We start from the raw sequence: 17,560 nt of genomic DNA on the forward strand, positions 1-17,560 counted from the left end.
CCTCCGTCGCGAATAACGGGGTTCTGACCATACTTAGGGTCACTGCCATTGAAGGAGGGAGACATCATGCATTGGCAAACCCATACCGTTTTCAATCAACCCACTCCACTGAATAACAGTAATTTGTTCCTGTCGGATGGTGCTCTGTGTGAGGCCGTTGTGCGTGAAGGCGCAGGCTGGGACAGCGATCTGCTGGCCAGTATTGGTCAGCAGCTAGGCACAGCGGAATCGCTCGAGCTGGGCCGCCTGGCCAATGCGTATCCGCCTGAACTGTTGCGTTACGATCCGCAGGGACAGCGACTGGATGATGTGCGCTTTCACCCCGCCTGGCATTTGCTGATGCAGGGGTTATGTACGAACCGCGTGCATAATCTTGCCTGGGAAGAGGATGCCAGACAGGGCGCGTTTGTGGCCCGAGCGGCACGTTTTATGCTGCATGCGCAGGTAGAGGCGGGCACGTTGTGTCCGGTCACGATGACGTTTGCCGCGACACCACTGCTACTCCAGATGTTACCCCCACAGTTTCAAGACTGGTTCACCCCACTTCGTAGCGATCGTTATGACTCACATCTGTTACCGGGTGGGCAGAAGCGCGGCCTGCTGATTGGCATGGGAATGACGGAAAAACAGGGGGGCTCTGATGTCCTGAGTAATACCACTCAGGCAGAGCGCCTTGAGGACGGTACATATCGCTTAGTCGGACATAAATGGTTTTTCTCTGTGCCGCAAAGCGACGCGCACCTGGTGCTGGCACAGGCCAAAGGTGGTTTATCCTGTTTTTTTGTGCCCCGCTTTTTACCGGATGGACAGCGTAATGCGATTCGCCTTGAACGTCTGAAAGATAAATTAGGCAACCGTTCTAATGCCAGTTGTGAAGTTGAATTTCAGGATGCCATAGGCTGGCTGTTGGGAGACGAAGGGGAAGGACTCCGCCATATCCTGAAAATGGGAGGAATGACGCGCTTTGACTGTGCTCTTGGGAGCCACAGCATGATGCGACGCGCTTTTTCGGTGGCGATTTATCATGCGCATCAGCGTCAGGTGTTTGGTAAGCCGCTGATTGAACAACCTATGATGCGACAAGTGTTAAGTCGAATGGCGTTACAGCTTGAAGGTCAGACTGCGTTGCTGTTTCGGCTGGCGCGTGCCTGGGATCGTCGTAACGATGCGAAAGAAGCGCTGTGGGCCAGATTGTTCACGCCGGCAGCAAAATTTTCTGTATGCAAAAGCGGTATACCCTTCGTGGCTGAGGCCATGGAGGTACTGGGCGGCACAGGGTATTGTGAGGAGAGTGAACTGCCGCGTTTGTATCGTGAAATGCCGGTAAACAGCATTTGGGAAGGTTCTGGCAATATCATGTGCCTTGATGTACTGCGGGTGTTGACGAAACAACCTGGTATGTACGATATGCTCAGTGAGGCCTTTGCCGAAGTTAAAGGACAAGATCGGCATTACGACCGCAGCGTGCGTCAATTACAGCAACATTTACGCAAACCCAGCGAAGAACTGGGAAGGGAAATCACGCAGCAGCTTTTCCTGCTCGGCTGTGGGGCGCAAATGCTGCGATACGCTTCGCCACCTGTGGCGCAGGCGTGGTGTCAGATGATGCTCGATACGCGTGGTGGGCTTCGTTTGTCGGAACAGGTACAAAATGATTTGCTACTGCGGGCGACGGGCGGTTTACGTTAGAGGCTTACCTGGCGACGGAAGGATAATAACTTATCCGGCCTACATTCGCGTTTGCAACGTAGGTCGGATAAGCGGTGAGTTGTTATGCATAGAGTATGGCCTGTACGCGCCAGTTATCAGGCTGTTGTTCTTCGTACATCTGAATGATCCGGTACCATGAGGCACCTTGTTCATCCGCTTTTAACGCCACAACGCGTTCTACATCCTGCGGATTTCCTGCAATGTTACTGACAGAAATCAGGCCAATTTCGTTCAGACCCGTTACACAGTCAGCACTGGCGAACTCGGCAGGCTGTGCCGTGGTACCCACCAGTCCGGTAGAAAGCAGCAGTGAGGATAAGGCAAGTGATTGTTTCATCGTCAGCTCCATTATTCGTACCCCTACACGTGGCAGGGCATTCCATCGCGATAATAAACCTCAAGCTCCCTGCTGTTGGTTTATTGTGCACAGGTAAACGCATAGGGGCGCAAAGCAATGTAAAGCTGACTAAATTTCAACCCACTGTTATTTACGATATAAAATGGCTTGCGAATACCATTGGCCTGTTACCACGGTTTCATCGACCAGTAAGACAACGTAATAATCAGCTTTAGCCGCGGCTGCTTTGGCACGGATTTCTGCCAGCGCATCGTCTGGAGAACCTCTTACCAGCGCATTGACTGTCCCGATTCGCTGCAACCCCTGACTCTGGTCACGGCGTATTTCTTGCGGGTGGTCAGCGACGGGCGGTGCCGGTTGTGGCGTTCCCTGTAGCACGCTACAGGCGCTTAAAAGCATAACCAGCATCAAAGAGGCAAACCGACGCATAACTCTATCTCGTTTCCTGATAGCCATAGTGTAGTGCCTTATTAATTTCCCTTTAGGGGAATGTTCCCGAATTGTTATCTCTCACGCGATTTTCGAATGAAAATGTTGCGAAAGCGTAACCCAGTTCTCAACATTATGAATCATTGTCGAACACATTCACTTGCGTTACGTATTTCTCCGTGGCATACCAGAAAAAAAGGGGCGATACATGATAGAAATTGAAACACGACAGCTGGCGGGGATTCCGGCTCTGCACGCATTTCCTACGGGTAAACGCGACCTCTCACTTCCTTGCATTATCTTCTATCACGGATTTACATCTTCCAGCCTGGTCTACAGCTATTTTGCCGTTGCTTTGGCACAAGCTGGATTCCGGGTTGTTATGCCAGATGCGCCCGAACATGGTGCGCGGTTCAATGAAGATGCGCAGGGGCGAATGTACCGCTTCTGGCAGATTTTGCAGCAAAACATGCAAGAATTTACGGCGTTACGTGCGGCGCTGGTGGCAGAAAATTGGCTCACAGATGAACGCCTTGCTATCGGTGGCGCCTCAATGGGAGCCATGACGGCATTGGGGATTATGGCGCGTCATCCTGAGGTGAAATGTGCAGCGAGCCTGATGGGGTCGGGCTATTTTACCCGTCTTGCCCATTCGCTTTTTCCCCCTGTGTCAGTCCAGACGCCAAAGCAACAGGAAGACTTCGATACAATCATTGCCCCGCTTGCTGAGTGGGATGTGACACATCAACTGAATCGTCTGGCCGACAGGCCACTGCTATTGTGGCATGGGCAGGATGATGATGTGGTTCCGGCAGCTGAAAGCTTTCGCTTACAGCAGGCGTTGATTCAGGCAGGTCTGGATAACAATCTGACCTGCCTGTGGGAAGCCGGTGTACGGCATCGCATTACGCCAGAAGCGCTGGCCGCGACGGTATCGTTTTTCCGTCAACACCTTTAAACACGCAATATGCTGACGCCCTGGGCTTCGAGTTGTTGCAGGATCTCAGGGTTCGCATTTTTGCCGGTAATCAGCATATCGATCTGATCGGCTCGGCTGAATAGCATGCCTGCACGCTCACCCACTTTACTGCTATCGACCAACACCACCAGTTTGCCGACCACATTCAGCATCTTCTGCTCAGCCATCGCGGTGAGCATATCGGTTTTATACAGTCCGTCAGCAGTAAGTCCTTTGCCGCTGGTAAACATCCAGTGTCCGGCATACAGGCTATTTTCGCTGCCCTGCGGGCTAAGTGTGATGGACTGGCTCTTGTTGTATTGCCCGCCCATGATGATCACGCTTTCATGCTCCTGGTCGATCAAATAGTTCGCCAGCGGGAGATAGTTGGTGATGATCTGCACCGGTTTACCGCACATTTCACGTCCAAGCAGAAACGCGGTTGATCCACAGTTGATGACCACGCTTTCACCGGCATTCACTAACTGGGATGCGGCTTTGGCGATCCGTACTTTCTCATCGTGGTTTTGTGCCTGATGCAGATTCATGGGCGTCCAGCGGGGACGCTGCTGAGTGATGGCCTCAGCGCCGTTACGAACTTTTTTGAGCTTGCCGTTTTCGTCAAGTTTATTGATGTCCCGACGCGCCGTGGCGGGTGAGATCTCTAAACGTTCGACAACATTCTCAACGGTCACAAAGCCCAACTGTGCCAGCATATCCAGTAAAATTTGATGTCTTTGTGCTTCAGTCATGAGCTATTCCGATACAAAATGATTTTAAAAGAGGATATTTGAAATAGCCTGAAAATACTAAAGTAAATGGGGAAAAATGCCGGGAGGCCCGGCATTTTGTGTGTCATCACAGGAAGGATTTAAACGGCAAATCCGGCTCGATCGTGAAGCAATCGTCAAATCCACGGGGATAGTGGTACTCGAAATTATCTTTATCCAATGGCCAGGTGAACTTGCCGCCAACCTGCCAAATAAACGGCTTAAAGCCATATTTCAAACGATCTTTTTTCATCTCCCACAGAACGCGGATCTCCTGCGGGTCGGCCTGGAAATTTGACCAGATATCATGATGGAAAGGGATCACCACTTTGGTATTCAGCGCTTCCGCCATACGCAGCATGTCGGAACTGGTCATCTTGTCCGTAATACCGCGCGGGTTCTCACCGTAGGAGCCAAGTGCCACGTCGATCTGATGTTCGTTGCCGTGTTTCGCGTAGTAGTTGGAGTAGTGGGAGTCACCGCTGTGGTACAGCGTACCCCCCGGCGTTTTGAACAGGTAGTTTACTGCGCGCTCGTCCATGCCATCCGGCAGTACGCCTGCTGCTTTTTGATCGGCTGGAAGGGTGATCAGAGCCGTACGGTCGAACGCGTCAAGCGCATGAATTTCAATGTCTTTCACTTTCACCACATCGCCCGGTTTGACCACGATGCAACGCTCTTTCGGCACGCCCCAGCCAATCCATAAATCCACGCAGGTTTTCGGTCCGATAAACGGGACATCGTCAGCACAGTTTTGCATGACGGCTGCAGCGACGTTCACATCAATGTGATCGTTATGATCGTGGGTCGCCAGTACGGCGTCGATCTGACGAATAGCAAAAGGATCAAGAACAAACGGGGTAGTGCGCAGGTTTGGTTGCAGTTTCTTTACCCCGGCCATGCGTTGCATCTGATGTCCGGTTTTCATCAACGGGTTACCATGACTCTGTTTACCGGTACCACACCAAAAGTCGACACAGACGTTAGTCCCGCCTTCTGATTTCAGCCAAATCCCGGTGCAGCCAAGCCACCACATGGCAAAGGTGCCTGGTGCAACCTGTTCTTGCTCGATCTCTTCATTTAGCCAGCTTCCCCACTCAGGGAATGTGTTCAGGATCCATGATTCACGGGTGATGCTTTTTACTTTACTCATCGCATTTACCTTCACGTTTGTTCATATATAATCATTTGGTGATTTGTTTTGATTGATTCTGGCACCGTTTTTTCAGAATGGCAATGCGTGATTTTTCTTCCGCCAAAGGAAGATGTGTAAAAATAACAGTGTGATAAAGTGATTTGATATGAGAGTGTGATTTTTATCTGATTGTTTTTTATGTTTTTATTTTTAAACTCTTGAACCTGAAGTATACCCGTACAGCGTGTAAGCTAATTATTTGCGTACTGCATCACATTTAATCAAATTCAATCTTGTTGTGATTATTTTTGAAAACTAAAGTGAAGGCACAACATCCTGGGCATCTGTAATGAATGTTCAGCAACTTCGTCTACTGGAGATCGTTATGGAGATCCTCTACAACATCTTTACCGTCTTTTTTAACCAGGTCATGACCAATGCTCCGTTACTGCTGGGTATCGTGACCTGTCTCGGCTACATCCTGTTGCGTAAAAGTGTCAGCGTTATCATCAAAGGCACAATTAAAACGATTATCGGTTTTATGCTGTTGCAGGCGGGGTCAGGCATCCTGACCAGCACCTTTAAGCCGGTTGTGGCGAAGATGTCCGAGGTCTACGGTATCAACGGGGCCATTTCCGATACGTATGCCTCCATGATGGCGACCATCGAACGCATGGGGGATGCCTATAGCTGGGTGGGGTATGCCGTGTTATTGGCGCTGGCGCTTAACATCTGTTATGTGTTGCTGCGGCGTATCACCGGTATTCGTACCATCATGCTGACCGGCCACATCATGTTCCAGCAGGCGGGATTGATTGCCGTCACGCTGTTTATTTTCGGCTACTCCATGTGGACGACCATTATCTGCACCGCGATTCTGGTTTCGCTCTATTGGGGCATCACCTCCAATATGATGTACAAACCGACTCAGGAAGTGACGGACGGTTGTGGTTTCTCCATTGGTCACCAGCAGCAGTTTGCCTCGTGGATTGCTTATAAAGTCGCGCCTTATCTGGGCAAGAAAGAGGAGAGCGTTGAAGACCTCAAACTGCCTGGCTGGCTGAATATTTTCCACGACAATATTGTCTCCACGGCGATTGTCATGACGATCTTCTTTGGCGCCATCCTGCTCTCCTTTGGAATCGACACCGTGCAGGCGATGGCGGGTAAAGTGCACTGGACGGTCTACATCCTGCAAACCGGTTTCTCTTTCGCCGTCGCCATTTTCATCATCACTCAGGGTGTGCGCATGTTTGTCGCGGAACTCTCTGAAGCCTTCAACGGTATCTCGCAGCGTTTGATTCCAGGGGCGGTACTGGCGATTGACTGTGCGGCCATCTATAGCTTTGCGCCGAATGCCGTTGTCTGGGGCTTTATGTGGGGCACCATCGGCCAACTGATTGCGGTTGGTATCCTGGTCGCTTACGGCTCTTCGATCCTGATTATTCCTGGCTTTATCCCGATGTTCTTCTCCAACGCCACCATTGGCGTATTCGCTAACCATTTCGGTGGCTGGCGTGCAGCGCTGAAGATTTGTCTGGTGATGGGCATGATTGAAATTTTCGGCTGCGTTTGGGCGGTGAAACTCACGGGCATGAGCGCCTGGATGGGGATGGCGGACTGGTCGATTCTGGCGCCGCCAATGATGCAGGGCTTCTGGTCCATCGGCATCGCCTTTATGGCCGTCATCATTGCTATTGCACTGGCTTATATGTTCTTCGCTGGCCGCACATTGCGTGCTGAAGAAGATGCGGAAAAACAACTGGCAGAACAGTCTGCCTAAAAAGGAGTTTTGATTATGACCGTACGTATTCTGGCTGTATGTGGTAACGGGCAGGGCAGTTCCATGATCATGAAAATGAAGGTGGACCAGTTTTTAACCCAGTCGAATATCGACCACACGGTAAACAGCTGTGCAGTAGGCGAATACAAAAGTGAATTAAGCGGCGCGGATATCATCATCGCTTCCACGCATATCGCGGGCGAAATCACCGTCACTGGCAATAAATACGTGGTGGGCGTGCGCAACATGCTGTCTCCAGCTGACTTTGGCCCGAAACTGTTGGAAGTGATCAAAGCGCATTTCCCACAGGACGTGAAATAAGGGCTCGCAATGAAACTACGTGATTCGCTGGCAGAAAATAAATCTATCCGCTTGCAGGCTGAAGCGGAGACCTGGCAGGAGGCGGTGAAAATCGGCGTCGATCTGCTGGTGGCGGCAGATGTGGTTGAGCCGCGTTACTACCAGGCCATTCTGGATGCGGTTGAGCAGCACGGCCCGTATTTTGTGCTCGCACCTGGTCTGGCAATGCCGCACGGTCGTCCGGAAGAGGGCGTGAAGAAGACCGGTTTTGCACTGGTTACCTTGAAAAAACCGCTGGAGTTTAACCACGAAGATAACGACCCGGTGGATATTCTCATCACCATGGCAGCGGTCGATGCGACCACCCATCAGGAAGTGGGCATCATGCAGATCGTCAATCTGTTTGACGATGAAGCCAATTTCGACCGTTTACGTGCCTGCCGTACCGAGCAGGAAGTGCTGGATTTAATTGACCGCACCAACGCGGCTGCTTAAGAAGGAATTGAACATGTCATTACCGATGTTACAAGTCGCGCTGGACAACCAGACCATGGATAGCGCTTACGCAACCACTCGCCTGATTGCTGAAGAAGTGGACATTATCGAAGTGGGTACCATTCTGTGTGTGGGCGAAGGTGTTCGTGCGGTTCGCGATCTGAAAGCACTCTACCCGCATAAAATCGTGCTGGCAGACGCCAAAATAGCCGATGCGGGCAAAATCCTCTCTCGTATGTGCTTCGAAGCCAACGCTGACTGGGTCACTGTGATTTGCTGTGCAGATATCAACACCGCGAAAGGTGCGCTGGACGTAGCGAAAGAGTTTAACGGCGACGTACAGATTGAACTGACCGGTTACTGGACCTGGGAACAGGCGCAGCAGTGGCGTGAAGCGGGTATTGGGCAGGTGGTTTATCACCGTAGCCGTGACGCACAGGCAGCAGGCGTAGCGTGGGGCGAAGCGGACATTAGCGCGATCAAACGTCTTGCCGATATGGGCTTCAAAGTCACCGTAACCGGCGGCCTGGCGCTGGAAGATCTGCCGCTGTTCAAAGGCATTCCGATTCACGTCTTTATCGCCGGTCGTAGCATCCGTGACGCCGCCTCTCCGGTTGAAGCCGCACGTCAGTTCAAACGTTCTATTGCCCAGTTGTGGGGCTAAGGAGCGGATATGTTATCCAAACAGATCCCGCTCGGTATCTATGAAAAAGCGCTCCCCGCCGGGGAGTGCTGGCGGGAAAGACTGCAACTGGCGAAAACGCTAGGGTTCGATTTTGTCGAGATGTCGGTGGATGAAACCGACGATCGCCTGTCGCGTCTGGACTGGAGCCGCGAGCAACGTCTGGCGTTGGTGAATGCGATTGTCGAAACCGGCGTGCGAGTGCCTTCTATGTGTCTCTCTGCGCATCGTCGCTTCCCGCTGGGTAGTGAAGACGACGCCGTGCGGGCGCAGGGGCTGGAGATTATGCGTAAAGCCATCCAGTTCGCGCAGGACGTGGGCATTCGCGTGATCCAACTGGCGGGCTATGACGTTTACTATCAGGAAGCGAACAACGAAACGCGTCGCCGTTTCCGTGACGGGCTGAAAGAGAGCGTCGAGATGGCAAGCCGTGCGCAGGTGACGCTGGCGATGGAGATCATGGATTATCCGTTGATGAACTCCATCAGCAAGGCGCTGGGTTACGCGCACTATCTCAACAACCCGTGGTTCCAGCTCTACCCGGATATCGGCAATCTGTCAGCGTGGGACAACGACGTGCAGATGGAATTGCAGGCCGGGATGGGGCATATCGTCGCGGTTCACGTCAAAGACACTAAACCGGGCGTCTTCAAAAACGTCCCGTTTGGCGAAGGCGTGGTGGATTTCGAACGTTGCTTTGAAACGCTCAAACAGAGTGGCTATTGCGGGCCCTATCTGATTGAGATGTGGAGCGAAACGGCGGAAGATCCGGCGGCGGAAGTGGCGAAAGCGCGTGATTGGGTGAAAGCGCGCATGGCCAACGCAGGTCTGGTGGAGGCGGCATAATGCAAAAGCTGAAACAGCAGGTATTTGAAGCCAACATGGATCTGCCCCGTTACGGGCTGGTGACCTTTACCTGGGGCAATGTCAGCGCCATCGACCGTGAAAGCGGACGGGTGGTGATTAAGCCCAGCGGTGTCGCCTACGAAACCATGAAAGCTGACGATATGGTGGTGGTCGATATGAGCGGCAAGGTGGTGGACGGGCAGTATCGCCCGTCATCAGACACCGCGACGCATCTTGAGCTCTATCGCCGTTACCCATCGCTTGGCGGCATCGTGCATACTCACTCCACCCATGCCACCGCCTGGGCGCAGGCGGGGCTGGCGATCCCGGCGTTAGGCACCACGCATGCGGACTACTTCTTTGGCGATATCCCCTGCACCAGGGTGCTAAGTGAAGAAGAGGTACAGGGCGAGTATGAACTGAACACCGGCAAAGTGATTATCGAAACGCTGGGCAACGCCGAGCCGCTGCATACACCGGGGATTGTGGTGTATCAGCACGGGCCGTTCGCCTGGGGGAAAGATGCTCACGACGCAGTGCATAACGCGGTGGTGATGGAAGAGGTGGCGAAGATGGCCTGGATTGCGCGCGGCATTAATCCGCAACTGAATCACATCGACAGCTATCTCATGAACAAACACTTCATGCGTAAGCACGGGCCGAATGCCTATTACGGGCAGAAATAAAAAACGCGCCGGAGCTTACATCTTCAGGGGGATGTTATCGGTCTGGCTCCGGATGCGTTTTACTGCAAAAAAAGGCCCCCAATGAAGGGGGCAATTCAAACTGTGGCAATGTTCTCGTTGGTTATTTCTGGATAGCTAGCGATAAATATCCGCGCTGGCGCGCATATTTCCGTTACTACCGGGTTCCCTGGTGAGGATCACGTGGTAGTAGGTTGCGCCTTCTGCATCTGTTTCTTCATTCAGAGCCTGATTTGCTTCACTTTCAGTGGCGAAGTTATGATTTATGTAAATGACGCCTAAGCTCTGCACATCATCCATATTCCTGGCCTGATGGTTGTCAATTTTGATGGCTGCCGTCGCGTTTGCACTGAGCAACAGCACTGCCAAAAGGGTCAAAACACGGGTTCGCATATGTACCTCCTCGACTGCAGTCTCTGGTTGCCTCCCTCTCCAGTTAGTCAATAACATCTGATTTAATTTTAATCGCTAGCCGCAAAGTCTATAGCGACCATTTCTGATGCTGTTGTTCAAAAAATTACCGCATTGCCGGCTTTTCTTTAATTAACAGCGAACTGGGATATACCGCTGCGATTAAAAAATACCTGTTTTTTGGGTATGAGCTCTTACCAAATTGTCAATTTAACCGGATGAGCACGCCGTTTATAGTGAGCCGAAAAAATAATATAACTTCATGATTATAAGGCAAAAACTAATGGATACTTCATTCATGGATTTCAGCTATTTCGTGATTATGTTTATGGTCGCGCTGGTGGCTGGTTTTATTAATGTGGTCTCAGGCGGCGGTGGCTTTCTTTCGATTGGCGCATTGTTGATTTCCGGTTTGCCACCGGCCAATGCGCTGGCAACCAATAAAATTCAGGCATTGGGCAGTTCACTGACCTCCGGGATTTATTTTTTGCGCCGGGGGCATATCAACGTACGGGAGCACAAATATGTGTTTTTATCGGCGTTTATCGGCTCTGCGCTCGGTACCACGCTCATTCAGTTTATTGAGCCGGAACTGCTAAAAAAACTGCTGCCGGTGCTGATCATCGCCGTGGCTATCTATTTTATTTTTGCCCCTAATCTCAGTGAACCGAAAAGAAAACAGCAGGTTTCTCTGTTTCTTTTTTCACTTATCTGCGGCGGGTGTGTGGGGTTTTATGATGGATTCCTCGGGGCAGGAGCCGGTTCTTTTTATACGCTTAGCTATATTCTGCTGTGGGGATACAGCATCGATAAAGCGCAAATTCACTCAAACTTTATCAACCTGGCGTCGAACATCGCCTCGATTCTGTTCTTCATTTTTGGCGGCAAAATGATCTGGTCGTTGGGGCTGGTGATGTTCATCGGTCAGTCCCTCGGCGCACGTCTTGGCGCAACGGTAGTGCTGACGCGTGGAAAGAAAGTCATCAGGCCGATGATTGTGATTGTCTCCATTTGCATCAGCGTCAAGATGCTGTTGGATATGTATTAATGATGCCGTGATAAATAATCGTACAATCACCTTGAGTTTAGCGGCAGTCGCCAGTATTATGACGCGTCAATTTTTCAGCCGACCTTTAACACGTTCCTTGCCTCCCCGGGCCTCGGCTGACCCAGACAGGAGGCTGAATAATCCGTAAGGAGCAATTCGATGCGTCATTACGAAATCGTTTTTATGGTCCATCCTGACCAGAGCGAACAGGTTCCGGGTATGATCGAACGCTACACTGGTGCAATCACTGCAGCAGAAGGCACGATCCACCGTCTGGAAGACTGGGGCCGCCGTCAGCTGGCTTACCCGATCAACAAACTGCACAAAGCTCACTACGTTCTGATGAACGTTGAAGCGCCGCAGGAAGTGATCGATGAGCTGGAAACAAACTTCCGCTTCAACGATGCCGTTATCCGTAGCATGGTAATGCGTACTAAGCACGCTGTTACCGAAGCATCTCCGATGGTTAAAGCGAAAGACGAGCGTCGTGAACGTCGCGATGATTTCGCAAACGAAACCGCAGATGATGCAGATGCTGGGGATTCTGAAGAGTAATTTCTGATGACCAACCGTCTGGCGTTGTCCGGCACCGTGTGCAGGGCTCCCCTTCGAAAGGTCAGTCCATCAGGAATTCCTCATTGCCAGTTCGTGCTTGAGCATCGTTCTGTGCAGGAGGAAGCCGGGTTTCACCGGCAGGCGTGGTGCCAAATGCCCGTTATTGTTAGCGGACACGAAAACCAGGCCATTACTCACAGTATAACGGTCGGTAGCGCAGTGACCGTTCAGGGGTTCATCTCTTGCCATAAGGCAAAGAACGGCCTGAGCAAAATGGTTCTGCATGCCGAGCAGATTGAATTGATAGATTCTGGAGACTAGCCATATGGCACGTTATTTCCGTCGTCGCAAGTTCTGCCGTTTCACCGCGGAAGGCGTTCAAGAGATCGACTATAAAGATATCGCTACGCTGAAAAACTACATCACCGAAAGCGGTAAGATTGTCCCAAGCCGTATCACCGGTACCCGTGCAAAATACCAGCGTCAGCTGGCTCGCGCTATCAAACGCGCTCGCTACCTGTCCCTGCTGCCGTACACTGATCGTCATCAGTAATCGGTCACGGTCCATTAATACGACTTTGAGAGGATAAGGTAATGCAAGTTATTCTGCTTGATAAAGTAGCAAACCTGGGTAGCCTGGGTGATCAGGTTAACGTTAAAGCGGGTTACGCTCGTAACTTCCTGGTACCACAGGGTAAAGCTGTTCCTGCTACCAAGAAAAACGTTGAATTTTTCGAAGCGCGTCGCGCTGAACTGGAAGCCAAACTGGCTGACGTTCTGGCCGCTGCTGAAGCTCGTGCTGAGAAAATCAATGCACTGGAAACCGTAACCATCGCGTCTAAAGCAGGCGACGAAGGTAAACTGTTCGGTTCCATCGGTACTCGCGACATCGCTGACGCTGTAACTGCAGCTGGCGTTGAAGTGGCTAAGAGCGAAGTTCGTCTGCCGAACGGCGTTCTGCGTACCACTGGTGAGCACGAAGTGAGCTTCCAGGTTCACAGCGAAGTGTTTGCTAAGCTGACTGTAAACGTAGTTGCAGAATAAGTTTTTATTCTGATAACCGCGTAAAAGCGCCGGCCTTGTGCCGGCGTTTTGCTTTTCTCCCCTCCTGTTTTTCGTTCTGGCTATTCTTTATCCTTTTCGGGATAATCATAAAAATAAAACATTATTTCAAAGTGGTGATGGAATGGAACCAACGCACCAACCTCTGTTTGCGCGTAAAAATGTTGTCTACCTGAGCGCAGCGTTCTGCTGCCTGTTGTGGGGGAGTGCCTATCCGGCGATAAAAAGCGGATATGAGATCTTCCAGATTGCCACGGATGATATTCCGTCGAAAATTGTCTTTGCTGGCTACCGCTTCTTATTTGCGGGGTTATTACTGCTGCTGCTGGCGATAGCGCAGCGAAAACCTGTTGGCAGATTAAGCCCACGCCAGTTTGGACAACTCACCCTGTTGGGGCTGACGCAGACCTCGCTGCAGTACATCTTCTTTTATATCGGTCTGGCGTTCACAACCGGGGTTAAAGGTTCAATCATGAACGCCACCGGTACGTTCTTTAGCGTGTTGCTGGCCCACTTTATCTACCAGAACGATAAGCTGAGTTATAACAAGGCGCTGGGTTGTATTCTGGGCTTTACCGGTGTGATGGTGGTGAACTTCAACAGTGGCATGGATTTTAGTTTCAGCCTGTTAGGGGATGGCTCGGTGGTGATGGCGGCCTTTATTCTCTCCGCGGCCACGCTATACGGTAAACGTATCTCTCAGACGGTAGACCCGACGGTGATGACGGGCTATCAACTGGGGATGGGGGGGCTGGCATTGGTTATCGGGGGCTATGCTTTCGGCGGGACGCTTACGGTACACGGCGCTTCTTCAGTGGCCATTCTGGGTTACCTGACGTTACTCTCTTCGGTAGCATTTGCCCTGTGGAGCATTTTGCTCAAGTACAACCGTGTGGGGATGATTGCACCGTTTAACTTCCTGATCCCGGTATCTGGCGCGGTGCTGTCAGCGATCTTCCTTGGCGAAAACATTCTTGAATGGAAATATGCGGTTGCGCTGGTGCTGGTCTGTTCGGGGATCTGGTGGGTGAATAAGGTGAAGCGCTAACGCCTCACCTTGAGGCCTGATGGCGCACTGCTTATCAGGCCTGCCTGTTGCCAGCGTTTAGCGAGCGCGAATAAAACTGCCATTAGGTTGGCGGGTAAACAATACCTGCTGACCATTGTCGGTATCGATAGTTAAGCCCGTCACTACGCCATTGGCATTCTGCCTGATCTGTATCATCTGACCATTTTTCAGATTGCTCAGCGGTTTTCCCGCGCCTTCTACCTGCGCCATTGCATAAACATCGGTCGGCGGAAGGTTATGATCACGAAAGACCTGCGCCAGCGTTTTTCCCGAATCTACGCGGTAAGTACGCCACTGTTGTTCAATGCCGCTGCTCTGCTGAAAAGGCTGTGTCTGTGCCTGAGATTGCGGGGCCTGCGGTTGTGCATCGGGATCGCCTTCCTGAATGGGTTCCGGCGCAACCGGCGCGACCTGGCCTGGATCGTTTTGCGGCGCAACCAGCTGTGCCTGAAGCTGAGCCTCGGTTGGCGGCTGTGACTGCGACTGGATGTCCAGTTGCGCCTCACGCGTGACCGCAGGGGCATCGCTGGTGTCATTAGAAGGGAGCAGGAAACCTATCACCAGCACGATGGCAGCAGCAATAATGCCACGGCGATGCATAGGCGGTAGCGGGTCCATAATGCGAAAATTGTCCGGTGCATGCCAGATTTTCGCCAGGGTTGGTTTTAATTCGAAGCGCCCGGGCATGGCTTTCCTCCTGCTCCGCTTATCGTTCCTCGATCATAGAGTATAGATGGCTAACGCTATGATGTTCGTCATAATGCCCGCTTTCGTGACGTCAGCGCGGGATATCCTATTGTTTATGTTTCGCTACGATTTGTCATCTCTTCCTGATACAAAGTTTTACCGGATGCGGCATGGCTGATATGCTGCCCGCTACTTTATACCCGATGAAAGGAAATATGATGGCCACTCCGACTTTTGACACTATCGAAGCGCAAGCTAGCTACGGCATTGGTTTGCAGGTTGGACAGCAGCTGAGCGAATCCGGTCTGGAAGGGCTGTTGCCTGAAGCACTGGTTGCTGGTATCGCTGACGCGCTGGAAGGCAAGCACCCAGCTGTGCCTGTTGATGTTGTGCACCGTGCACTGCGTGAAATCCACGAACGTGCGGATGCGGTACGTCGCGAGCGTTTCCAGGCTATGGCGGCTGATGGCGTCAAATATCTGGAAGAAAACCGTGAGAAAGAGGGTGTGAACAGCACTGAATCCGGCCTGCAGTTCCGTGTTCTGACTCAGGGCGAAGGCGCAATCCCGGCGCGTACCGACCGCGTTCGCGTGCACTACACCGGTAAACTGATCGACGGTACCGTGTTTGATAGCTCCGTTGCACGTGGCGAACCGGCTGAATTCCCGGTTAACGGCGTGATCCCTGGCTGGATTGAAGCACTGACCCTGATGCCGGTAGGTTCTAAATGGGAACTGACTATCCCTCAGGAACTGGCATATGGCGAACGTGGCGCAGGCGCGTCTATCCCTCCGTTCAGCACGCTGGTGTTCGACGTTGAGCTGCTTGAAATCCTGTAAGCAGTGATTTCTGTTCCCCTCAAGCTTGAGGGGAGCGGAAAATTAGTTTTAAAACCTATAGTTATTACGATATCGATATTTTATCTTGCAAATAGCGTGCTTGCGTGTATTTTTGTGAGCTAATTCGCGCTATCAGAGTGATATGACACTCACTTTAAACATAAAATTAACATTATATCTAAATCTTAGTGTTCATCCCGCCAATTCTTACCTAATATCGATGAGTCCTGATAACAGGATCGTCGTATCATAGACACACTAAAGGCCGTAGAGCCTGAACAACACAGACAGGTACAGGAAGAAAAAAACATGGTAGATCAGGTAAAAGTCGTTGCCGACGAAGAGGCATCGTCTGAACAGTCGCTACGGCGCAATCTCACAAACCGACATATTCAACTTATTGCTATTGGTGGTGCTATCGGTACAGGCCTGTTTATGGGCTCCGGGAAAACCATCAGTCTCGCCGGACCGTCGATCATCTTTGTTTATATGATCATCGGTTTTATGCTGTTTTTCGTGATGCGGGCAATGGGAGAATTGCTGCTCTCGAATCTTGAGTACAAATCCTTTAGTGATTTCGCCTCTGACCTGCTCGGGCCGTGGGCCGGGTATTTTACTGGCTGGACTTACTGGTTCTGCTGGGTCGTGACCGGGATGGCGGACGTTGTCGCCATTACGGCTTATGCGCAATTCTGGTTCCCCGGTCTCTCGGATTGGGTCGCTTCACTGGCGGTGATCATTCTGCTGCTGAGCCTCAACCTCGCCACCGTTAAGATGTTCGGTGAGATGGAGTTCTGGTTTGCCATGATCAAAATTGTCGCCATTGTCGGCTTGATTGTTGTCGGCCTGGTGATGGTCCTGACGCAATTCCAGTCGCCAACCGGCGTGCAAGCGTCATTTACGCATCTGTGGAATGACGGTGGTTGGTTCCCGAAAGGCCTGAGCGGCTTCTTTGCGGGCTTCCAGATAGCGGTCTTCGCGTTTGTAGGTATCGAACTGGTCGGGACCACGGCGGCTGAAACCAAAGACCCGGAAAAATCGCTGCCGCGTGCCATTAACTCGATTCCAATTCGTATCATCATGTTCTACGTTTTCGCGCTGATCGTGATTATGTCGGTCACACCGTGGAGTTCGGTTGTGCCGAGTAAGAGTCCTTTCGTTGAACTGTTTGTCCTGGTCGGTCTGCCGGCGGCGGCGAGCCTGATTAACTTTGTGGTGCTGACCTCTGCGGCCTCTTCTGCGAACAGCGGCGTGTTCTCTACCAGCCGTATGCTGTTTGGTCTGGCGCAGGAAGGTGTCGCGCCTAAAGCGTTCGCGAAGCTGTCTAAACGCGCAGTTCCGGCGAAAGGCTTAACGTTCTCCTGTATCTGCCTGCTGGGCGGCGTGGTGATGCTGTACGTTAACCCGAGTGTGATTGGCGCATTCACCATGATCACCACCGTATCTGCGATTCTGTTTATGTTTGTCTGGACCATTATTCTTTGCTCGTACCTGGTGTACCGCAAACAGCGTCCGCATCTGCATGAGAAATCGATCTACAAGATGCCGTTAGGCAAACTGATGTGCTGGGTGTGTATGGCGTTTTTCGTCTTCGTACTGGTACTGCTGACGCTGGAAGAGGATACCCGTCAGGCGCTGATCGTGACGCCGCTGTGGTTCATCGCTCTGGGACTGGGCTGGCTGTTTATCGGTAAGAAACGCATGGCTGGCGTACGCTAA

At 51.7% G+C, this 17,560-nt stretch carries 22 protein-coding genes; 16 read left to right on the forward strand and 6 right to left on the reverse strand.

Annotated features, from left to right (window positions below):
- Positions 1-66: 66 nt before the first annotated feature.
- Entirely contained in the window at positions 67-1,689 is a 1,623-nt protein-coding gene (locus N7268_RS07575; RefSeq protein WP_260862344.1) for an isovaleryl-CoA dehydrogenase, read from the forward strand.
- 82 nt (positions 1,690-1,771) lie between these two features.
- Here N7268_RS07575 and yjfN read toward each other — a convergent pair whose 3' ends face one another.
- Both yjfN and bsmA read right to left on the reverse strand, forming a co-directional pair.
- A complete protein-coding gene (gene yjfN / locus N7268_RS07580; protein ID WP_198906747.1) occupies positions 1,772-2,047 on the reverse strand; it encodes a DUF1471 family protease activator YjfN in 276 nt (91 codons plus the stop codon).
- A gap of 147 nt (positions 2,048-2,194) precedes the next feature.
- On the reverse strand, positions 2,195-2,524 hold the full coding sequence (gene bsmA, locus N7268_RS07585; RefSeq protein ID WP_198906746.1) for a biofilm peroxide resistance protein BsmA: 330 nt from the start codon (positions 2,522-2,524) through the stop codon (positions 2,195-2,197).
- A 181-nt stretch (positions 2,525-2,705) separates the two neighbouring features.
- On the opposite strand from bsmA, the gene yjfP reads away from it, so the two are divergent.
- Positions 2,706-3,455 (forward strand): esterase, encoded by a 750-nt coding sequence (gene yjfP, locus N7268_RS07590; RefSeq protein WP_260862345.1) that lies wholly within the window; start codon positions 2,706-2,708, stop codon positions 3,453-3,455.
- Here yjfP and ulaR read toward each other — a convergent pair.
- Positions 3,452-4,207, reverse strand: coding sequence for an HTH-type transcriptional regulator UlaR (gene ulaR / locus N7268_RS07595; protein WP_260862346.1), 756 nt, complete (start codon positions 4,205-4,207; stop codon positions 3,452-3,454). The two genes, yjfP and ulaR, sit on opposite strands and share 4 nt — an antisense overlap.
- 106 nt (positions 4,208-4,313) lie before the next feature.
- The gene (gene ulaG, locus N7268_RS07600) at positions 4,314-5,378 is read right to left on the reverse strand and encodes an L-ascorbate 6-phosphate lactonase (protein WP_260862347.1); all 1,065 of its coding nucleotides are present in this window, start codon (positions 5,376-5,378) and stop codon (positions 4,314-4,316) included.
- Positions 5,379-5,745: 367 nt separating this feature from the next.
- Here ulaG and ulaA point away from each other — a divergent pair, with 367 nt between their 5' ends.
- From ulaA to ulaF, 6 genes are read left to right on the forward strand one after another with little or no spacing between them, the layout of a single operon-like run.
- Positions 5,746-7,143, forward strand: a complete 1,398-nt coding sequence (ulaA, locus tag N7268_RS07605) for a PTS ascorbate transporter subunit IIC (protein WP_260863532.1) — start codon at positions 5,746-5,748, stop codon at positions 7,141-7,143.
- A gap of 15 nt (positions 7,144-7,158) precedes the next feature.
- Positions 7,159-7,464, forward strand: a complete 306-nt coding sequence (ulaB, locus tag N7268_RS07610) for a PTS ascorbate transporter subunit IIB (RefSeq protein WP_000218360.1) — start codon at positions 7,159-7,161, stop codon at positions 7,462-7,464.
- A 9-nt stretch (positions 7,465-7,473) separates the two neighbouring features.
- The gene (ulaC, locus tag N7268_RS07615) at positions 7,474-7,938 is read left to right on the forward strand and encodes a PTS ascorbate transporter subunit IIA (RefSeq protein ID WP_198906741.1); all 465 of its coding nucleotides are present in this window, start codon (positions 7,474-7,476) and stop codon (positions 7,936-7,938) included.
- Positions 7,939-7,951: 13 nt separating this feature from the next.
- A complete protein-coding gene (ulaD, locus tag N7268_RS07620; RefSeq protein WP_260862348.1) occupies positions 7,952-8,602 on the forward strand; it encodes a 3-keto-L-gulonate-6-phosphate decarboxylase UlaD in 651 nt (216 codons plus the stop codon).
- A 9-nt stretch (positions 8,603-8,611) separates the two neighbouring features.
- The gene (gene ulaE, locus N7268_RS07625) at positions 8,612-9,466 is read left to right on the forward strand and encodes an L-ribulose-5-phosphate 3-epimerase UlaE (protein WP_260862349.1); all 855 of its coding nucleotides are present in this window, start codon (positions 8,612-8,614) and stop codon (positions 9,464-9,466) included.
- Positions 9,466-10,152 carry an L-ribulose-5-phosphate 4-epimerase UlaF gene (ulaF, locus tag N7268_RS07630; protein ID WP_260862351.1) on the forward strand — a complete coding sequence of 229 codons (687 nt, stop codon included), beginning with the start codon at positions 9,466-9,468 and terminating at the stop codon, positions 10,150-10,152. The genes ulaE and ulaF overlap by 1 nt, the downstream gene beginning before the upstream one ends.
- Before the next feature lie 135 nt (positions 10,153-10,287).
- On the opposite strand, the gene yjfY is transcribed toward ulaF, so the two are convergent.
- The gene (yjfY, locus tag N7268_RS07635) at positions 10,288-10,563 is read right to left on the reverse strand and encodes a DUF1471 family protein YjfY (protein ID WP_260862352.1); all 276 of its coding nucleotides are present in this window, start codon (positions 10,561-10,563) and stop codon (positions 10,288-10,290) included.
- Between the two features lie 301 nt (positions 10,564-10,864).
- Here yjfY and N7268_RS07640 point away from each other — a divergent pair, with 301 nt between their 5' ends.
- From N7268_RS07640 to N7268_RS07665, 6 genes are all read left to right on the forward strand, one after another.
- The gene (locus tag N7268_RS07640; RefSeq protein ID WP_260862353.1) at positions 10,865-11,629 is read left to right on the forward strand and encodes a TSUP family transporter; all 765 of its coding nucleotides are present in this window, start codon (positions 10,865-10,867) and stop codon (positions 11,627-11,629) included.
- Between the two features lie 159 nt (positions 11,630-11,788).
- Positions 11,789-12,184 carry a 30S ribosomal protein S6 gene (gene rpsF / locus N7268_RS07645; protein ID WP_020456251.1) on the forward strand — a complete coding sequence of 132 codons (396 nt, stop codon included), beginning with the start codon at positions 11,789-11,791 and terminating at the stop codon, positions 12,182-12,184.
- A gap of 6 nt (positions 12,185-12,190) precedes the next feature.
- Positions 12,191-12,505 carry a primosomal replication protein N gene (priB, locus tag N7268_RS07650; RefSeq protein WP_006686338.1) on the forward strand — a complete coding sequence of 105 codons (315 nt, stop codon included), beginning with the start codon at positions 12,191-12,193 and terminating at the stop codon, positions 12,503-12,505.
- Positions 12,506-12,509: 4 nt separating this feature from the next.
- Positions 12,510-12,737, forward strand: a complete 228-nt coding sequence (gene rpsR / locus N7268_RS07655) for a 30S ribosomal protein S18 (RefSeq protein ID WP_000135199.1) — start codon at positions 12,510-12,512, stop codon at positions 12,735-12,737.
- Between the two features lie 41 nt (positions 12,738-12,778).
- Positions 12,779-13,228 carry a 50S ribosomal protein L9 gene (rplI, locus tag N7268_RS07660; RefSeq protein WP_005134442.1) on the forward strand — a complete coding sequence of 150 codons (450 nt, stop codon included), beginning with the start codon at positions 12,779-12,781 and terminating at the stop codon, positions 13,226-13,228.
- Between the two features lie 142 nt (positions 13,229-13,370).
- On the forward strand, positions 13,371-14,294 hold the full coding sequence (locus N7268_RS07665; RefSeq protein ID WP_260862356.1) for a DMT family transporter: 924 nt from the start codon (positions 13,371-13,373) through the stop codon (positions 14,292-14,294).
- A gap of 57 nt (positions 14,295-14,351) precedes the next feature.
- On the opposite strand, the gene N7268_RS07670 is transcribed toward N7268_RS07665, so the two are convergent.
- Positions 14,352-15,002 (reverse strand): OapA family protein, encoded by a 651-nt coding sequence (locus N7268_RS07670; RefSeq protein WP_260862357.1) that lies wholly within the window; start codon positions 15,000-15,002, stop codon positions 14,352-14,354.
- Positions 15,003-15,220: 218 nt separating this feature from the next.
- Between N7268_RS07670 and fklB the strand changes: the two genes are divergently transcribed.
- On the forward strand, positions 15,221-15,841 hold the full coding sequence (gene fklB / locus N7268_RS07675) for an FKBP-type peptidyl-prolyl cis-trans isomerase (protein WP_038642968.1): 621 nt from the start codon (positions 15,221-15,223) through the stop codon (positions 15,839-15,841).
- A gap of 309 nt (positions 15,842-16,150) precedes the next feature.
- Entirely contained in the window at positions 16,151-17,560 is a 1,410-nt protein-coding gene (cycA, locus tag N7268_RS07680; RefSeq protein ID WP_260862359.1) for a D-serine/D-alanine/glycine transporter, read from the forward strand.

The organism is Citrobacter sp. Marseille-Q6884, assembly GCF_945906775.1.
Taxonomy (GTDB): Bacteria; Pseudomonadota; Gammaproteobacteria; order Enterobacterales; family Enterobacteriaceae; genus Citrobacter.